The organism is Micromonospora palomenae, assembly GCF_007829925.1.
Lineage (GTDB): Bacteria > Actinomycetota > Actinomycetes > Mycobacteriales > Micromonosporaceae > Micromonospora > Micromonospora purpureochromogenes.
On the sequence record NZ_VIXA01000001.1, the window covers coordinates 1,471,893 to 1,490,442 of the forward strand.

Sequence of the window (18,550 nt, forward strand, 5' to 3'; positions counted from 1 at the left end):
GGCGATCCCGGTCGTCCTGTATTTCGGCCTCATCGCCGCCGTCCAGACGATGGTCTACCGTGGGCATCAGGAGCGCATGGTGCGCGTCCCTGGGTACGGTCGTCGGATGGTGCATGTGCCTGGGCTGCGGCAACGGCAGCGGATCATGATGGCCGAGCTGACCGGGGTCGCCGGCCGGTACGGGCACGGCACCACCGGGATGCGCCCCGGGACCAGGCCGTCGCCGCGGTTCGCGCGGTGACCACCAACCCGCGGCTGCTCGGCATACAGGCCGGCGTGGCGATGGCCGACCCGCACAACATCAGCGGCCCGACAGCGGAGCTGCTGAAGGCGGCCGGCGCCGACATGCTTGTGGCCAACGCGCACGAGGCCGAGGTGCGGGCCCGGTTGGAATCCCAGGGCACCCGGTACGACGACGACAGGAAAAATTAGGGCCAGCAGATCCAACGCCCCTGCCGCCGCCACCAGGGTGACTTATCGTGGCCTTCACATTACAGAGCTACGGTGCAGGTCATGGCACCCACCTCCCGCTGGCCCTGCTGGAGCTGCGGCAGGATCTGGCTGCTGCCATGGGCCTGCCGGCACTGCCGGCGGACGCGGCGCCAGATGCGACGGGACTACCTACACCGAGCTGCACCACAGGACGCACTACGCGTCATGACCCGGCCGGCCCAGGACCAACGCGCCCCAATGTAACGGCACACGGGCCGCCGGCGCAGATACGGCGGATGCGGGTGCGAGCGTCCAAAGGGGACAGGGGCGGGACAACCGAATCCCTCCCCGACCCCCGGAGGTCTGGTCCCGCCCCTGTCGCTTTACGCGGCCATGACCGACCGTTGACGACGGCAAGTACGGTGCCGGGGCGTTCGCGTGCTGCGCAGACGCCGCGGACCCGTGCTGGTTCCCTTGCAACCGCTCCTCGGCAGCTCGCGCGTAAACGGTGCCGTCCTCGAGGACGAAGCGGTCCATGCCTCGACTGCCGTCGGCCTGTTCATACCCGAACAGCGGCACCAATGTCTCACCGTCGGAGACGCTCCAGATGCCGTGGGCGGCGATGGACCCGGCCAATCGAACCGTCTCATGCACGGCTGCCAGCATGCCAGCAACCGGAGGCGGAAGCCGCCCCTCAGCCGACCGGTGAGCAACCTGGCCGCAGCGAGAACTCGCTGAGGAGGCCGGCATGGTCGCAGGCCGGGTTCGACGCCACGCAGGGGCGCCCTCCGGTCGATCCCATCTCAGCCAGCACGTCTCGATGACAAAAGGAAGAAAAGTTGAACTCATCGTGCCTGCCCATACCCACGTTGCCTGTACCAGCGCCCGGCCCTTCGGAGCCGGGCGCCGCTGTCGTGGTACCCCCGATTGTGCCCACCCGTTACGTCATCGACGGCGCGGGATGGGCCGCGCAGCGGCCCTGGCTGCTCGCCGTGGCCGCCGGCGCGCTGGTCGCCTACGTGTCCGGCCGCAGCCTGCTCGCCCTGTGGCGGCACCGCCGGCACGCCGACGGCGCCCGCATGGTGACGATCGCTCCGCCGCCAGAGGTGGATCCGCACAGCGCACAAGCCCTGTGGGCGAACCTGACCGGAATCCTCACCCCGTCCCGGCGCCGCCGCTGGCTCTACGGCAGCCCCCACGTGGTGTGGCAGTACACCTGGACCGGGCGGCGACTGCTCATCTCCGTGTGGGTGCCCGGCACCGTCCCGCCCGGCGCCGTCGAGGCCGCCGTCCGCGCCGCCTGGCCGGGCGCTGCCTGCACCACCGACGAAACACCCCCACCGCCAATGCCCGTGGACGTGCCGGCGGCGGTGGGCGGGCACCTGCTGCCCACCGCCGCCGAATGGCTGCCGTTGCACACCGACCACGACAACGACCCGCTGCGGGCGCTGATGTCCGCCGGCTCCCAACTGCGGGCCGACGAGTACGCCTGCGTGCAGGTCCTCGCCCGCCCCGCCGCACCCCGCCGCGTGTCGCGCGCCCGGCGGGCCGCCGCCAGGCTGCGCGACGGCAAGACCGCCATCCCCACCATCAACCCTGCCGAGCCCCTGCTCTGGCTCGTCGAGCTGTTCCTGCCCGGCCACACCTCCAGCCCCGCCCGACCCGCCGCCGCAGGCCAGCGGCGGGACCCAGCAGTGGAACGCGACGTGCGAGCCATCCTCGACAAGACCGCCCACCCGCTGTGGGAGACCGCCGTGCGCTACGCCATCGGCAAGGACACCCAGCGCGCGAGCACCGACCAGCAGCCTCGGCTGCGCGGCATCGCCGACACCATCGCCTCATCCTTCGCGGTCTACTCCGGCCGCAACCGCCTCACTCACCGCACCCGCATGCCCCAACCCGCCGCCGTCCTCGCCCAGCGCCGCCTCGGCGCCGGGTTCCTCACCTCCACCCCGGAACTCGCCGCCCTCGCCGCCCTCCCCCGAGACCTGGCCGTGCCGGGCCTCGACCGGGCACGGGCCAAGTCCATGCCCGCCCCGATCGCCGTGCCCACGGGCGGGCGCGGCACGAAGATGATCGGCGACGCGCAGGTCGGCGGCCACGGCGTCGCCCTGCTGGTCCCCGACGCCCGCTACCACCTGCACGTCGTCGGCTCTACCGGCAGCGGGAAAACCACACTGCTGGTCAACATGGCCGTCGACGACATCACCGCCGGCCGCGGCACCGTGGTCATCGACCCCCACGGCGACCTGGTCCTGGACATCCTGGACCGGCTACCCGCCTCCGTCGCCGATCGGGTGGTGCTGTTCGACCCCGACCAGCCCAACCCGCCCACCCTCAACCCCCTGTCCGGCGACGACCCCGACCTCGTCGTGGACAACCTCGTATCGATCTTCGGGAACATCTTCTCCAAAGCGTGGGGACCCCGCATGGACGACGTGATGCGGGTGGCCTGCCTGACCCTGCTGCGGCACGCCAACGTCACCCTGCAACACATCCCACCCCTGCTCAACAGCAAACAGTTCCGCTCGGCCATGACCGTCGACCTCGACGACCCGGCCGGCCTGTCCGGCTTCTGGCAGTGGTACGACGAGCTCAACCCCGCCCTGCGCTCCCAGGTCATCGGACCCGTCCTCGCCCGGCTGCGCGCGTTCCTGCTACGAGACTTCGTCAAACGCACCATGCGCTACCCGCGCTCCAGCTTCGACATGGGCAAGGTCCTCGACGGCGGAGCACTGCTCGTGCGCATCCCCAAGGGCCAACTCGGCGAGGACACCAGCAAACTGCTCGGCTCCCTCGTCCTGGCGCAGGTGTGGCAGGCCGCCACCGCCCGCGCCAGAATCGCCCCCGACGAGCGCCGCGACGCCACGCTGATCATCGACGAGGCGCAGAACTTCCTCACCCTCGCCAACAGCCTCGACACGATGCTCGCCGAAGCCCGCAAGTACAGACTGTCACTAGTCCTCTCCCACCAAGACCTAGCCCAGTTCCCGAAAGACCTACTCGCCGCCGTCTCCGCCAACGCCCGCAACAAAATCTACTTCTCATGCGCGCCCGAAGACGCCCGCGTCCTGGCCCGTCACACCCTGCCCGAACTCGACGAGCACGACCTGACCCACCTCGACGCCTACACCGCCGCCGCACGGCTTGTCGTCAACGGCCGACAGACTCCCGCCTTCACCCTCAAGACACGCCCACCCCGACCCGTCGCTGGCGAAGCAACCGCCATCCGTCACCAGGCCGCAGCAGCTGTTCAACAGCAGGACGTCAGCGCCATCGACAAGCTCGTCGACCGCTACTCCACCAACCCAGAGGACGTCCGCAAGACCCGGCCGAAACGGGACACAGGCAAGCCCTGACAGGGCGGGGATCGGTCTAACAACTTCAGACCACCAAACCCGAACGGCTAAGGTGACCCAACCGCAAGTCGAGCCAACGCCCATCTCCATAACGCACAGTCACAACGGTCGGCAGCTCGGTCGCCAGCGGCGGCGGACGCCGGGTGCGCTGATCTGCCGCGGACAGGGCGTCGACCTTGACTGGTGGCAACGACCGGATCTGCCGAGTTGAGTGAGTTCCACCAACTGACGTCAGTAGCAGCCAACGGAGTGTTCTCGTCGCCTACAGATAGATAATCAGTATTGGTCAGGAAGAACAAGACTTGATCTTGACTGACGCCCGGTTCACGCTTTCACCATGCAATGGGACCCTTTCACGACCCTGCAACGTGCCCTCTGGATCGGAGGTGGCCAGTGGGCCGGCAAATCCACTGTCGCGGGGATCCTCGCCGAGCAGTACGGCCTTACCCACTACCACTACGACTACCACGACGCCCGAGGCCATCAGGACCGCCGGACAGCCCGGCAACTACGCCGCGGTGAGACCCCCACCGAGCCCGACGCGGAAAGCATGAGGATCCGATCGACAGTCGAGCAGGCCGTCGACCAGGCCCTCAAGATCTTCGTTGAGCGCTTTGAGTACGTCCAGGACGACCTCCGCGCCCTCGTGTCGCCGCACCCGATCATCGTCGACGGGTGGGGACTGCGTCCGGAACTCGTCGCGCCCCTCACGTCCTCGACGCAGCGCATGGTCGTCATGGTGCCCACGGAGGAGTTTCGGCAGTACCAGCTCCGTCAGCTACCACGCGCCGGCGCCCTCCAACGCAACGTCAGCGACCCCCAACTCGCCCAGCAAAACCGGATCGCGCGCGACCGATTGATCGCCGAAGACGCAGTCCGCAACGCTAGGCGGCTGAACATTCGCGTCATTGAGGTCGACGGATCCCGTGCCGCTCAAGCCGTGGCGAGTCTGGTGGCCGAGCACTTCCGCGAATTCCTGCCGTAGGCGTTCTAGCGGCTCACTGTTCTAGCCGCGATGAGGGCACTGGGGTTGTCAGCGGATCATCTCCGGTCAGGGCGCCGACTGCTCCCACGCCGGAAGCTCAACCGGGTCGAACAGCACCGCAACGTTGTCGGCCGACGGGCGCAGCTGTCCCTCCGGTCCGCCTTCCCCCAGCAACAGCTCAACGTGGGCGATGCCGAACAGCAGGCTGATCCGAGGACACCAGAATCCGCTGAGGTGGCCGTCCTCCCACGGCAGGTAGTGCAACCCGACATCGGTGACCTCCGCTCCGATGAAGCGCCGCCATTCGCTGCGCTGACTGACGTCCCAGACGGCGACGTCGGCGTCGACGCTCACTCCCGTACCGCGCAGAGGCACCTCGCGCATCCCAATGCCCTCACGCATACCCGGTGGATCCCACGTCACCGAGAACACCCGGCCACCCAGCATCTCCAACTCGATGCCGTAGTCGGCGGAGTCGAACCCAGGGCAGCTCCAGATCGGATCGCGCCACTCCGCGTCGTCCGTGATCTCCCGTGGGCCGGCCTGGTTCGCCGCGATCTCCTCGCGGAAGTAGTCGATGTCGAAGTAGCGCACCGCTGCCAGCCGGAGACCGACAAGCATGCGGGCGTGCCGCACCCGTTCTTCCTGTTCTTCCCGGGACCTCACCCATGACCACACCCGCTCCTCGAACTGAGCAGATGCCGGGTTATCAACGCCGAGAGGTGCGCGGTCGCTGTCGTGGTTCACGGCCGCATCATGCCCGACGCGGACCGCCCACCATTTGGTTTTCCCCCGCTGCCGTCCTGCCCGACCATCCTCATTTGCCGCTGAGCGTTCGATCGCCAGGCAACTGCCGCTGGATCACAGATCAAGCTGCGAGGCGGGCTAGAAGCTGAGCGGCACGGCCTCCACGTAGAACTCGGCACCCTCGACTGGATGCCGCGATGCTAGGTAGGCGTCGGCGGCCTGCCGGGTGAGGAACGCCCCAACCGGCGCAACGGTGCCACTCTGACCAGGCCAACTGATCCTGACCATGACGACGTGCAGGTAGGCGTGCTGCGGGTCCGCGATGTCCGTTGGCCGGTGGCCCGCCCGCACCGCGGCGAGGACCTCCTCCAAGGAGGCGAGGCCGCGACTGAGGCCGCCGTCGACTCCATCCAACGGCCGCTGCACCACCGGCTTGCGGCCTTGGTCAAGCCAGACGAAACGGCTGATGTCGCCGGGGTCGTCATCCTCGTGCCACCCGACAGCCATCGCCACGACCCAATCCAGCGAGTCCGCCGTTTCCAGCGCGAACACCCGGTCATCCACGCCTAGCAAGCCACCGGGCATCTGCTGCTGAATGCGTTCCCGCTCCTCGCTGCTGGGACAGCGGATCACCAACCCGTCGTAGCTCCAGCGGACCTTCTGCGCTGACACCGGCTTGAACAGCACGTCGACGCGGGTTGGATGGTCAGACGACCGCGGCGAGCGCAGCAGGAGTTGGCCATGGCTGACCGTCTGCGCCCACAACCGGAACATGCGGCGTGACCGGAACAGCTCACGACCGGGAGCGAAGCGATCCGCCGTGTTCAGCCAGTCATGGGTATGCACACGCGAGATCCTGACATGGGCGGCGCCCGCGGACGCCAAGCCGGCGATCCAGATGAGGATCACCCGCCGCGATCGGATCGACAACATCCGCTATTGCCGCGTTGCGCGTAGGCCGGCACGCTATGAGCCCACGTTACCCAACGGACCGGATCCGAGGGTCGCGGAGGATGGCGAATAGGTACGCACGTCCGGTGATCCGCTGGTCAACGTCAGTAAGGGTGGCTTCAGGGCCCATGGCCCAGATTCGCCTCGCTCCGTCCATGGACAACCATGGCTTTGCCCGGCTGACCTTGATCTGGTCGCCATCGACCGCGTAGGTCATAGGCAGTCCGGTCCGGGTATAGAACTTCTCGCCTTGGTGGTCCCGGATGCGTCGCTTTACCTCGGAAAAGTCATCAACCATCATGCGTCGAGCGTGGACTAGAAACTGTGGTGTTGCGCAAGTGTTACCAGCCGGACGGCTGAGGCGGCCCAGCCATTGATGCGCCCTCAAGTGCCGCGAGCCGAGTGGAACGAAGTCGGTGGTGGGCGGCTTACGGCGGGTCGATCTCGATGGTGGCCATTCCGGTCGTCCCCGTGCGGACTTGCGCCACCACTTGGCCGACTGGGTCAATGACGCAGGTCGGGCCCAGCCCGATCCGGGACTCGTCACGTTCGCCGGTGACGTCGGCGGAGATCAGCCACATGCCCGTCTCCTGGACCCGTCGCGCGCGGATCTCGTTGTGCCGGGCCTGCCACCAGAGTGCCCTCTCGCGGCGCATCATGTTCTGCGCCGGCACCAGCAACACCTGCGCCCCACCCGCCGCCACCGCGGCCGCTGCTTCCGGGAACTGCGTGTCGTAGCAGATGTTGATGCCGAATCGCACACCCTCGTGGGTGAACACCGGGTAGGTGTCGCCCGCGGTGAACACCGACTCTCCGCCGGTCAGGAAGGTCTTGCGATACTCGCCTACCACTCGACCGCCCGTGACGACCAGCGCCGTGTTGTAGTACCGGCCCCGCCACCGCTCGATCATGCCGAGCACGAGCATCTGCCGGATGCCGGCCAGCCGTGCCAACACCGCGGCGAACTCCGTCGAACGCACGTCAAATGCGTGGCGGTGCACATGCTGACCCGTGACCAGATAGCCCTGCAGGAAGCACTCCGGGAACAGCAGCAGTTCAACCCCCGCCGCGTCAGCCCGGTCCGCGAAGTCCTGGACGACCGTCACTGCCGCGTCCACCTCACCGAGGATCTCCCGGGTCTGGCAGGCACCGATCCGCACCGCGCCAACCTACCCGTTAGCCGCGAGAGAGCTGGGTGCGCATCAGATCACAAAATGGCCGGTCTGGCCCGAAGATCCGGTGCGGATCTGCTGCAGACCGCGTGCGCGGTCACAGGACTGTTCGTCAACCACGCACAGCAGGCGTGGGTCCGGATGCCTGAAGGCGCGCGATCATGCTAAGTGTCTGGCAGTCATGCTTGACCGGTCGATCGGCCCTGGCGGCGTGAGTCGGCCTGCCCCATAGGCGGTCAGCCGACGCAGCATCTCCTCGCGGTCGCAGCTCGGAAAGCGGATCAACAGGAGCCGTAGTTCGAACTGTGACTCGCGCGACTGGTCGAAGGTTGCCCGGTCCATCGGCCGGGCGGACACGTGCCATGAGTCCGGTGCTGCCCAGTGCGTCATCCGCAGGTAGAAGGCGTCGCGAGGGCCGGCTTGGGCGAGCGCAGTCAGGAACGCCAAGCCGTCGTCGATCGGAAAGTCGATGTAAGCCCACCCCACTTGCGCGGCGATGACCGGGGCCATGTGCGGCAATTGCTCCGGCCAGTCGGCGTTGCTCTCGCCCGCATTCTGGCAACAGCTCCACGTCGTCAGCCCCAGATGCCAGATGACCTCGATAATCGGCGCAAGCTCCTCGTCGATATCGGCGCTAAGGTCGCCCACGCTGACCCGGCGGACAGGGTGCAGGTTCTCGCTCACCCGCGCGATCGTACTGATCGTGGATGCCGGCGTGGGCCGGCAGTAACGGCAATCACCAGGTGCGCAGGTAGCTCCCACTTGCTAGTAGGGCCAGTTCTGGCCGTCATGGCGGCGCCGGCAAACTCCCGAAGCTGCACGACCTGTCAGAACCACTGCGGCAGCTGCCAGCCCTTCTCGATGGCCTCTTGCTTCACCCCTTCCGTCGGCCCTTCGCCCGCCCTTCACCACTGGTCGTTCATCACCGCTGACAGGTCTCGGGGTGTGGGTCTGTCCGTGCTGCACACGGCCGCTGGCAGTCACCCGTCAGCCCGACGCCGTTCCCAGACACCCCTCCACAGAGGGGACCTCTCCTCATCCCCTGAGGGAATCTCCGCGTACCTCTTTCAGCCTGCGATCCATCCGGCTCCCACCGCCTCGACCTTGAAGGACATCTACTCATGCCCTCCCAGCCTTCTCACCCCGACCGTGCTTCCTCCGACCGTGCTTTCTCCGACCGTCCGTCGCTCGACCCTGGCCCGCTGGCCCACCGTCGGCGTGCCTCCAGCTTCGGCAGCCGGCGCGCCCGCTTGGACAACCTTCGCCGGCTGACCAGCCGCGACCGCCAGCTCCTCGCCTGGCTCGCCGAGCACTACGTGCTGTCCACCGACCAGATCGCCCAGGCCCTGTTCACCTCCCGCCGCTCAGCGCTGCTACGGCTGGCCACCCTGCACGCGATCGACGCGGTCAGCCGGTTCGTCGACATCACCACCGGCGACACGCAGCACCTCTACGCCCTCGGCCCGCTCGGCCTGCTCGTGCACCCCACCACCTACACCGACCCGGACCGGGCCAACGCCCGGCCGCCACGCAGCAGCATCGAGCGCACCGAACGCATCGTCGGCAGCCGCAAACTGCGCCACCTGCTCGGCACCAACCAGCTGTTCATCGACCTCATCGCCTACGCGCGCACCGACCCGCATGCCCGGCTGGCGCGGTGGTGGTCCGAGCAGCACGCCACCGCCGCCTACGCCATCGCCGGCATCCGCCCCGACGCTCACGGCATCTGGTGCGCCGGCGGCCGCACCGTGGGGTTTTTCCTCGAACATGACAACGGCACCGAACCCCTGAGCACGGTGTTGCGCAAGCTGCGCGGCTACGAACGCCTCGCCGAGTTCGGACCTCGTTACCCGGTCCTGCTGCGGGTGCCCAGCCGCCGCCGGGAGACCAACCTGCTGCGCGCGCTCGCCGGTGTGCCCACCGTCATGCCCGTGGCCACGGGCGTGCAGGACGAGCACCCGGCCGGCCCGGCGTGGACGCTGAGCACCGACCCCGGCCCGCGCCGCTGGCTGCACGAGCTGCCCTGCGACCACGGGCCCGACAACCCCGCGACGAATCCCCACCGCTTCGCCGACAACCCCGACCAGTAATCCCTCTACCGGCTCACGGCCTGACAGCGGAGGTCACTGCCTCGTCCCCGCAAGCGCAGACCCGCATCTGACAGGCGATAGAGCCGGCTGACAGGCCGACCGAGTCTGACACTCCCGCAAGCCCCACCTCGCCTACGCGGTTCCCTTGGGTCTGACAGCCCAGGTCAGCGCCACTTTCCGGCGGACACGGGCACCATGCGCGCTGACAGAACCGGCCGCTACCGTCGTCGACAACACCACACCCCACAAATCGCTTCACCCGGTTCGGTCCCACCTGTAGGGATCCCTCGCCGCGCCAATGCGGTTCGCTGCGCCCACCCGCTACGGCCGGTCGGCACGCGCCCCGCGCGGCGGCCCCCAGGTCGCACCAACCACCCGCACCATCCGCGCCACTTCTGCCTTGTCTGCCCTGAACCGACCCATGCACCTGGTGGGCCGGTCACTTGTGCGCGCTCTGACGCGCCCGACTCAAGGAGGAACCCCCATGGCCCAGACCGTCAACGGCACCCCGCTGACCCGTCACGGCAGCCGCGTGCCGGCCACGCCGACCCCCGTTCGGCCCGGCCCATCCCTCGTCAAGCCGGTGCCGGCAGCCGCTGCCCGACGGCCCGCCCCACAGCCGATCGCCACGCCGGCCCCGACCATCCAGACGATGATCGTGTGCCTGCCCGACGACGTCCCCCAGGAGGCCCTCGCCACCGGGCAGCTCGCCACGCACTTCGGCGTTCCCGGCGCCCTCACCGCCCGCTTCTGGGCCGCGCCCGGCCTGCGGCGCTGGCAGCGCCACCATCTCATCGGCCTGCGCAAGGGCGCACCCGCGCTCTGCGCCGGCGGTCGGGTCGACCTGCTCGACCTGGTCGGTATGCGCCACGCCGCCGCGGTCGGCGCCGGCATCCGCCATCAGATCTGGCAACAGGCCGTCCACGGCACCCGACCCGCCACCGGATGGCCCGCCTTCGAGGCCCGCCACCTCGCCAACCCCGACCGCTACCCCCACGGCAGCGCGGTCGCGGACTTCCACGCCCAGCCCCGCGTGCAGGCCATGCGCCTGCACGCCGCCGCCAACCCTGGACCCGGCCAACCCGGTATCGGGGAGCTGGAGATGTACCAGGCGGGCGCCCTCGCGTACCAGCACTACAGCGCCGCCACCGCCGTGGTCGGCGACGCCATGCTCACCGCCGACGGCCGTGAACTCACCCCCGCCAGCGACGCCCTCGCCGACCGCACCACCTACATCGAGCAGGCCCTGCGCCACCTCGCCACCCTCGCACCCGACCAGCGGCTCATCGCCGTCGCCCTCTAAGGCCACGATCGGCTCGCCGGCGGGACGGCGCCCTCCGCTTCCCCACATCCCTGGGGAACACCAGGCGTTGTCCCGCCGTCGTGCGGCGCTCCCCGCCATGACCGGGCCTGAGCGCGACAGCACCTCGCACCCCCAATGCTGTGGCCACATCGCGCCGGCCACTCCCACCGCTGGTGTGTCGACACCACCTGCGCCGGGCGCCCCGGGCGTGGGGCGCCCCCGCCAGTCCGGCCTGCAACAGGCCCCTCTATTCCTCTTCCGCCACTTTTTGGCAGGAAATGTCGACTGATGTCGACCCGCTTGTGGCTCCGGCTGGAGGACGTCCTGCCACTGGCAAAACACGCCCTCGTCTGCCCCACCCACCGCCTCACCGGCGCCCGCCCGTAGCCACCCCCAGCCGGCGCGCCCGCCCCGTGCCGGGCCGACAGGCCGATGCCGGTCGCTGGCGGCGCGGGAGGGCCATCGTCCCGAGATCCGGTCCGAGCACTTGATCACCGCGGCGGCCGAAGCGTGGATCAGTGCGCGGACCTCAACCCGCAGGAACCACACGACGAAAGGAAACGCGCCCATGACCGACACGCCATCGGAGAACATCCCCGCGCACAGTGCGTTCAAGGTGCTGGCGGCGCTGGCCGAACTCGGCGAGGCCACCGCCGCGACGGTCGCCGAGCACGCCGGACTCGGCTACTCCACCACCACGCCCAAGCTGCGCGCCTGGGAAGGATCGGGACAGGCCGAGCGGTTCCGCACCGACGACGGCCGCACGCTGTGGCGACTCACCGACGCCGGCCGCGCCGCAACCGCCACGCCGCAACCCGCAGCGAACGCACCCGACCCGGCCGCCACCCAGGAGGTCGCGCAGGAGCCGAGCCAGGACGGCGACGCACTCCCTGCCGCCCAGGCGGCAGACACCCCGGCCAACCCCAGCCCGCCTGCACCACCGCAGACCGATCCGGACGCGCAGGCCACGCCGGAGCCTGACGGCGCCCTCGCCGGTGACCCGCCAGCCGGCCCCGCCCCCTCGACGCCGCCGGACGATCCCGAAGCTGCCCGCCCACCGCGCAACGAATCTTCGGGCGGGTCGCGCCGCATCGGCGGGTCGCTACGCGGAGCGATCCTGGACATCCTCGAGGCGCACCCCGACCGGGCCTACAAGACCGGTGAGCTGTGCCGGCTCATCGACGCCGCGAACGTCGGCACCGGCGCGGCCAAGGCCAGCGCAGGAGCCGTCGCCAACGCCGCAACGAAGCTCGTCGCCGACGGCCAGGCCGTGCAGACCGTCGAGCGCCCGGCCACGTACCAACTCGCCCCCGCCATCGGCGGTCAGTGACTCCACCTGTCAGGCAGCCCGAGGGCGGGCGTCGAAGTTTGGTCGCCTCACGCCCGCCCCCGGTGCTCCTTCGCATACAAGGAGCGTTTCGAGTGTCTCCCATCCTGCACACGACCGCTATCGCCGCCGGCGGGATCCTCGCCGGCCTGTCCCTCACCGGCGCCCTGCTCTGGTGGCAGCAGCAAGCCCTCCAGACGGCCCGGTACGAGGCCAGCCACGACGAGATCACCGGCCTGCCCAACCGGCGGCTGTTCCTCACCCGCCTACGCGCCGCCCTCGCCGACCGCACCCCGGTCGGGGTGGTGCTGCTCGACCTCGACCGGTTCAAGGCCGTCAACGACACCCTCGGCCACGACACCGGCAACGTCCTGCTGGAGCAGGTCGGCCGGCTCCTGGCCAACCTGCCCACCCCGGTGCTGGTCGCGGCACGGCTCTCCGGCGACGAGTTCGCCCTGCTCGTGTCCGGCGATGACGACGACACCGCCGACGCGGCCCACGCCGCCTGGCAGGTCATCGTCGGCGCCCCGATCCGCGTGGGCACCGGCGACATCCCCGTCGCCGCCTCGGTCGGCTACACCCACACCCGCGACCCGCACGCCAACCCCCGACAGCTGCTCGCCGAAGCCGACACCGCCATGTACCAGGCCAAAGGCTCAGGCGGTGGCGTATGCGCCTACTGCCCCCGCGGCACACCGCCGCAGCGGCGCAGCCGCGACCGCCACTACCGCTGACCGGCCCCCGCCGACCGCCGCAGTTTCCTTCGGACAGACCAGCACCCTTCGCCTGCTCCGACACCAATGGACTGCGGCGACCAGCAGGTAGCCGGCGTGCATGTTCGCCCCGGCCGCCAGTGCCGACCACTGCGCCGCGCCTCCACCGGCGCGACCACCGCTGATCCAGCCGACCCAGATGGACCCCGCAGCCGCCGGCTGCGGGGTCCTTCCCCTTCCTGCCCCTGACAAGGGAGATCCCCGTGTTGTCCATCCCCGCTGTGCGCACCCTCGCCGGTTGCCTCCTGGCCGTCGACGCCGACGCCGACGCGCTGGGCTGGGGCCAGCCCGCGACGCTGCTGCTCATCCACGACCGGCCCCTGCACACCGCCGGACCGGCACCCATGCGCGAGATGCGCAGCCTGGAGTTCCCGCTGCGCCGCGACGACCTGCTCACCGAACCGACCGGCCTGCCCGCGCTGCTGCACCGCCTCGCCGCCGGCCTTCACCACCCACACACACCCACGCCCTACCGGACCACCCTCAACACCATCCTCCGGCTGATCCGGGCGACCACACCCGACGCGCGTCTGCTGGCCTGGGCCACCTGCTACGACGACATCCTCACCACCGACGGTCAGCCACGGCAGGCCCGCCGCATCGACGCCGTCGACGTCGACGGCCGCGTCTACCAGCTCACCCGCCCGCGCGGCGAGGACCACCCCGTGCTGCTCGTCGATGACCGACCAGACACGCAGGACGTCCCCGCCACCTACTGCGGGCTGACCGCGCTGCTGGCCGCCACCGCCGGGCACCTGCAGGGCGGCGCCCGCCCGGACACGGCATGACCGGCCCGCAGGCGCCGCCGGACGCCGACGACGAGCCGATCTTCGGCGTGTGCGGGCCCGACGGCGCGTCGATCCGCTGCCGGGTGTGCGGGGCGGTCGACGAGGTCGTCGGCGACGAGGTGCCGTCCATGGCCGGCTACGGCGAGGACACCTACGTCCGCTGCACCCGCTGCGGATCGGTCGAAACCACCGACCCGATCTTCGGCTGGCGCGCCAAGCCCGCCCCCTGGCCGCCCACCACAAAGCACGACCAGCCGTAACAACCCACGGCGGTCGCCACCGCCAGCAGGCCCCGCCCTCAACGGGCCCAGGAACGGGCCCCCGAACGCGCCCCCGCGCCTACCGCCGCACGCCCGCAGCGCCTGCCACGACGCGGCGCTGCCACAGCCGTGCCTGCACCGCGGCCACGGCACGATCCCGCACCCGCCGCTCGCACGGCCTGCCACGGCCCCCGGCCGTCACGGCCCCCTCCGGCGCCGCCACCAGCTCGCATCCGACGTCCCCGAAAACCCCATCCCGGTAAGGAGTCCTGTCTCGTGAACACCCCCTGCTTCGTCGGCACCACCGACCCCGCCAACCCCCACCTCGTACACGCCCGGTTCGTGCTCCTCGACGGCCACCCCGGCGTCGTCGTGCCCACCCTCGCCGCCATCTGGGCCGAACACGCCCACCGCGACACCCGGGCGCTGATCGGCGCCGTACTCGCCCGCGACTGGGAGTACCTCGACCCCACCACCACCGCCACCACCGTTTCCGGGATGGGACGGCAGTCCGTGCCGGGCGTCGGCATCCCCCTGACCGGCGCCGACCCGGACTGTGCCGTGGACGCGCCGGAGCCGGTCACCGTGTTCCCACTGTGCCGGGCCGGGCACCTCGACACGCAGTGGATCTACCTCCTCGACCCGGCGACCGACACGGTCGCCGTGCACACCGACGACGGCCACCACCTGGCCCGCTACCGGCTCCGCGACTGCGTCAGCCCCTCCGCCGGCCCGGACCCGGCACGCAGCCCCGCTTCGGGCACGAGCGCGACGGCATCCTGCGCGCTGGTGTCGGCGCCGGGGACAGCTCGGTGACCGCCCGGGCGCTCGGCGCCGTAGCCGCCGCTGTGGTGGCCCTGCTCCTGCTGTGCGCGGCCGGGATCGGGGCGCTGTTCACCGGCGGCGGCACCGCCTCGGCCGCCTGCTACCGCGCTGCGGCCGACGGACAGCCTCTGCCGGCGGGCATCACCCTCTCCCCACCCGCTGCCGCTGCCGGCAGGTGGACCAGCGAGCAGACGGCCCACGCCGCGGTGATCGTCGCCGTCGGCGCGGACCTTCAGGTCCCGCCGCGCGGGTGGGTCATCGCCCTGGCCACCGCGATGCAGGAGTCCACGCTGCGCAACCTGCCCGGCGGGGACCGCGACTCGGTCGGCCTGTTCCAGCAGCGCCCCTCCCAAGGGTGGGGCAGCCCCACCCAACTCCGGGACCCCCGCTACGCCGCTGGCCGGTTCTACCAGGCGCTGCTGGCCGTCGACGGGTGGCAGGCCATGGCGCTGACCGACGCCGCCCAGGCGGTGCAGCGATCCGCCTACCCCGGCGCGTACGCGAAGTGGGAGCACGAGGCGATCGCCCTGGTCCGCGTCCTCACCGGCGGCACGCCGGCAGGCCCGGTCGCCGCCGAGCTGGAGCAGGCGATGAGCAACCCGCTGTGCCTGTTCGACGCCGGCGACGGCCAGCTCGGCGGCGAGGAGGTTCCCCTACCGGACGGGTTCACGCTCCCGCCGGGCACCGCGCGGCCGGTCACGACGGCGATCGGCTGGGCCCTCGCCCAGCGCGGCACCCCCTACACCTTCGGCGGGGACTGCACCGCCGCGCACTCCGGCATCCCGGCGCGCCAGTGCGACTGCTCCTCGCTGGTGCAGCAGGCCTACCGGGCCGCCGGCATCGCCCTGCCCCGCACCACCAGCGAACAAGTCCACGCCGGCCAGCCGGTCACCGACCACCGGGACCTGCGACCGGGGGACCTGCTGTTCATCCCCGGCAGCCGCGGCAGCCCCGCCCGGCCCGGCCACGTCGGCCTGTACCTCGGTGACGGACTGATCGTGCAGGCCCCGCACAGCGGCGACGTCGTCAAGATCAGCCGCCTCTCGGCGTGGGCCAGCCAGCTCGCCGCCGTCCGCCGCATCGTCGCCTGATCCCGCGCCCTCGGGCAGGCAGACGACTTGATTTCTGTCGCCCCCGGACCCGCCGGGCCCGGGGTCCTCACACCGTTGATGGAGGTTCCATCGTGAGTTGCTCCACCCTGATCGGTGTCACCGCTTCCGGCGGCGCCTACGCCGTGCGCTGGTTGCACTGGGGCGGTGACCCCGCACAGGTGCTGCCCCAGCTGCGGCGCATCTGGCAGCACACCTTCGACCGGCGCACCCTCGCCACGGGCGAGGCGCTGCTGCGCCACGACTGGCTCACCCTCGACTACCCCCGCCACCCCGCACGCGGAAACGGGCAGCGGCCGGTGCCCGGCGTCGGCGTCACCGCCGGCCTGCAGGACGGGATCCGCCGCGGCCGGGTCGACGACCCGATCGACGGCTACCTCGAATGGATGTACCTGATCGACGTCGCCACCGACACCGTCGTCGTGTACGAGGCGACCTGTCACGGTCGCTGGCTGCGCCACAGCCGACACCTGCTCGACCCGGACTCGGGCGGGCACCTGCTCGACCCGGACGCGGACGGGCAGGTGCTGGGCTGCGGCGGCTACCGCACGCACGGCCACCGCTGGCACACGGTTCGCCTGTGGCTGCCGGACGCCCGCACCGGCCTGGACACCGAGATCTGCCTGGCCCCGCACCTGAGCACGACGACGGTCCTGCGGTTCACCGACGCCACCGCCCACGCGATCACCGCCGCCACCGCCCCCACAACCCTGCAGGCCGGGCGGCCCGCGCCGTGGCTGCGCCCGGTGGGCCCGCAGTTCGACCTGGTGGTGCCCGACAGCTGCGGCGAGCGGCCTTATCGGCTTCGCCGCGACGCCGACGGGCTGCTGCTTCTCGACGTGCCGGCGCCCGGCTGGTCGTGGCAGCTCCGGCCCGCCCAGGTGACGCGGCGATGACCTACCGGCCCGGCGAGCGCGACGCCGGGGACCGCAACCGTGCCCTCACCGGTGACGAGAGCAGCGACGCGGGGTGGCAGCAGGTGCTCGACGCGCTGCGCGTAGCCGGCGCTGTGGCCGGACGGTCAGCGGCGCAGTGGTGGGCGCAGGACATCCTCGGCGGTCGGGCTGGCGGCAACGCCGCCGGCCCCGCGCGGCGGATCCTCGCCGGGATCGACGACGGGGACCCGGCGGTGCTCGACGGGCTTCCCGCCGCCGACCGGTACTGCCTCGGTGAGGATCGGGACCGGTACGCCGAGGCCGCTGCGGCCGGCGCGCCGCCGTGGGAGGACCTGCCCGCCGCCCGCTGCGACCAGACACGGTGGGCGTGGTGCGACGGATTCGACCAGGCGCTCACCGACGAGGTGGCCCGACAGTGCCACATCGTGCTGTCCCCGACCGGCGACGACCGCGACCTGAGCCACCTGCACCCGGACTGGGTGCGCCTCGGCGGGCCGGGCGTGTTCGCCGGCGACTGGGCGTGGACGCCGAACGCCGACGGGCAGATGCGCATCCCGATCGGGTTCGTCGGAACCCTGGTCGACACCTGGAACGGGTGGGCGGTGTTCACCTGCACCAGAGCGGTGGCGGAAGCGATCGTCGCCGACCAGCAGGCCGCCCGCGACCGCTACCGGCAGACCCTCGCTGAAGAGGGCGTCACCGAGGCGCGGCGGGAGCGGCTGGTGGACGAATCCCTGGCCCGGATGCGCTTCGACGGCGACGTCATCGACGTCGACGAGACCCTCATCCACGGCGACCCGACGGCGGTGCACCGCATCGTCCCGGACGGGCAGGGCAGGTACACGGTCATGGGCCGCGCCTGGACCTGGATTGCCGTGCACCCCTACGACTGCGACCGCATCGCCGGTGACCTTCCCGACCCAGTCGGCCAGCCGACGCCTGAGGACTAACCGACCCCTCCGCTCTGACTTACCTGACCGGAAGGACCACGATCGTGCTTGATGACCGCGATGACGAGTTCGGCGGGTACGCCCACGAGGAGATCCTGCAGGCCCTGGTGCGGCACCTGCTCACCAGCGCCGACCTGGATCAGCTCTGCGACGACGCCGACCTGCCCCAGCTCACCCACGACGACGGGCAGCCGGTGACCATCACCTCGGCCCGCGTCTACCGCGACGCCGGCGTGATGACCCTCGACCGGGGTGTGTGGCTCGAGTTGTCCGACGGCAGCGTGTTCGGCCTGACGGTGCAGATCTCCCGCCGCCCCCGCAGCGAGGTCACCCTCCGCCGCAACTAACGCCTTGTGCGCCCGTTCCGGGTCGACTTGATCGCTGCGCGGGCGGGTGCGTTCCTTGTCGTCGCCCACCCGCCCAGTGGCGGCGACACCGCTGACCCACAGCCCTCGAGCTGTGTCCTGACCACCTCACGGAAGTTGCCGGCCGTCCCTGCCACAGGGCTCGACCCGCCAACCGTCCGTCTCCGCCGCGCGGATACCGCCACACCGCCCGCGCACCCGGAGACGGGTGCGCGGGC

General features: G+C 70.9%; 17 protein-coding genes and 1 pseudogene. 14 read left to right on the forward strand and 4 right to left on the reverse strand.

Annotated elements, in window-relative coordinates:
* Positions 1-106: 106 nt before the first annotated feature.
* From FHX75_RS06625 to FHX75_RS06635, 3 genes and pseudogenes are all read left to right on the forward strand, one after another.
* Positions 107-432 (forward strand): annotated as a pseudogene (locus FHX75_RS06625) (hypothetical protein).
* A 929-nt stretch (positions 433-1,361) separates the two neighbouring features.
* Positions 1,362-3,791, forward strand: coding sequence for a helicase HerA domain-containing protein (locus FHX75_RS06630; protein WP_246157730.1), 2,430 nt, complete (start codon positions 1,362-1,364; stop codon positions 3,789-3,791).
* A 337-nt stretch (positions 3,792-4,128) separates the two neighbouring features.
* A complete protein-coding gene (locus tag FHX75_RS06635; protein WP_246157732.1) occupies positions 4,129-4,776 on the forward strand; it encodes a hypothetical protein in 648 nt (215 codons plus the stop codon).
* A gap of 66 nt (positions 4,777-4,842) precedes the next feature.
* Here FHX75_RS06635 and FHX75_RS06640 read toward each other — a convergent pair whose 3' ends face one another.
* The 4 genes from FHX75_RS06640 to FHX75_RS06655 form a co-directional block, all read right to left on the reverse strand.
* Positions 4,843-5,523, reverse strand: coding sequence for a hypothetical protein (locus FHX75_RS06640; protein ID WP_154937137.1), 681 nt, complete (start codon positions 5,521-5,523; stop codon positions 4,843-4,845).
* A gap of 138 nt (positions 5,524-5,661) precedes the next feature.
* On the reverse strand, positions 5,662-6,432 hold the full coding sequence (locus FHX75_RS06645; RefSeq protein ID WP_154937138.1) for a hypothetical protein: 771 nt from the start codon (positions 6,430-6,432) through the stop codon (positions 5,662-5,664).
* A 470-nt stretch (positions 6,433-6,902) separates the two neighbouring features.
* Positions 6,903-7,634 carry a carbon-nitrogen hydrolase family protein gene (locus tag FHX75_RS06650; protein WP_154937139.1) on the reverse strand — a complete coding sequence of 244 codons (732 nt, stop codon included), beginning with the start codon at positions 7,632-7,634 and terminating at the stop codon, positions 6,903-6,905.
* Between the two features lie 171 nt (positions 7,635-7,805).
* A complete protein-coding gene (locus FHX75_RS06655) occupies positions 7,806-8,330 on the reverse strand; it encodes a hypothetical protein (RefSeq protein ID WP_154937140.1) in 525 nt (174 codons plus the stop codon).
* Between the two features lie 566 nt (positions 8,331-8,896).
* Here FHX75_RS06655 and FHX75_RS06660 point away from each other — a divergent pair.
* From FHX75_RS06660 to FHX75_RS06710, 11 genes are all read left to right on the forward strand, one after another.
* A complete protein-coding gene (locus tag FHX75_RS06660; RefSeq protein ID WP_246157733.1) occupies positions 8,897-9,736 on the forward strand; it encodes a replication-relaxation family protein in 840 nt (279 codons plus the stop codon).
* Between the two features lie 484 nt (positions 9,737-10,220).
* Positions 10,221-11,039 (forward strand): hypothetical protein, encoded by an 819-nt coding sequence (locus FHX75_RS06665; RefSeq protein WP_246157736.1) that lies wholly within the window; start codon positions 10,221-10,223, stop codon positions 11,037-11,039.
* Positions 11,040-11,607: 568 nt separating this feature from the next.
* Positions 11,608-12,369, forward strand: coding sequence for a MarR family winged helix-turn-helix transcriptional regulator (locus FHX75_RS06670; protein ID WP_154937142.1), 762 nt, complete (start codon positions 11,608-11,610; stop codon positions 12,367-12,369).
* Between the two features lie 92 nt (positions 12,370-12,461).
* The gene (locus FHX75_RS06675; RefSeq protein WP_154937143.1) at positions 12,462-13,100 is read left to right on the forward strand and encodes a GGDEF domain-containing protein; all 639 of its coding nucleotides are present in this window, start codon (positions 12,462-12,464) and stop codon (positions 13,098-13,100) included.
* 242 nt (positions 13,101-13,342) lie between these two features.
* Positions 13,343-13,927, forward strand: coding sequence for a hypothetical protein (locus FHX75_RS06680; RefSeq protein ID WP_154937144.1), 585 nt, complete (start codon positions 13,343-13,345; stop codon positions 13,925-13,927).
* A complete protein-coding gene (locus FHX75_RS06685; protein WP_154937145.1) occupies positions 13,924-14,187 on the forward strand; it encodes a hypothetical protein in 264 nt (87 codons plus the stop codon). Before FHX75_RS06680 ends, FHX75_RS06685 begins: the two co-directional genes overlap by 4 nt.
* 276 nt (positions 14,188-14,463) lie before the next feature.
* Positions 14,464-15,003 carry a hypothetical protein gene (locus FHX75_RS06690; RefSeq protein WP_246157737.1) on the forward strand — a complete coding sequence of 180 codons (540 nt, stop codon included), beginning with the start codon at positions 14,464-14,466 and terminating at the stop codon, positions 15,001-15,003.
* On the forward strand, positions 15,000-16,103 hold the full coding sequence (locus FHX75_RS06695; protein ID WP_246157739.1) for a C40 family peptidase: 1,104 nt from the start codon (positions 15,000-15,002) through the stop codon (positions 16,101-16,103). Before FHX75_RS06690 ends, FHX75_RS06695 begins: the two co-directional genes overlap by 4 nt.
* A 92-nt stretch (positions 16,104-16,195) precedes the next feature.
* The gene (locus FHX75_RS06700; protein WP_154937146.1) at positions 16,196-17,017 is read left to right on the forward strand and encodes a hypothetical protein; all 822 of its coding nucleotides are present in this window, start codon (positions 16,196-16,198) and stop codon (positions 17,015-17,017) included.
* On the forward strand, positions 17,014-17,967 hold the full coding sequence (locus tag FHX75_RS06705; RefSeq protein WP_154937147.1) for a DUF4314 domain-containing protein: 954 nt from the start codon (positions 17,014-17,016) through the stop codon (positions 17,965-17,967). The genes FHX75_RS06700 and FHX75_RS06705 overlap by 4 nt, the downstream gene beginning before the upstream one ends.
* Positions 17,968-18,011: 44 nt before the next feature.
* Complete coding sequence (locus FHX75_RS06710) at positions 18,012-18,314, forward strand: hypothetical protein (protein ID WP_154937148.1); 303 nt, start codon at positions 18,012-18,014, stop codon at positions 18,312-18,314.
* The last annotated feature ends 236 nt before the right edge of the window (positions 18,315-18,550 follow it).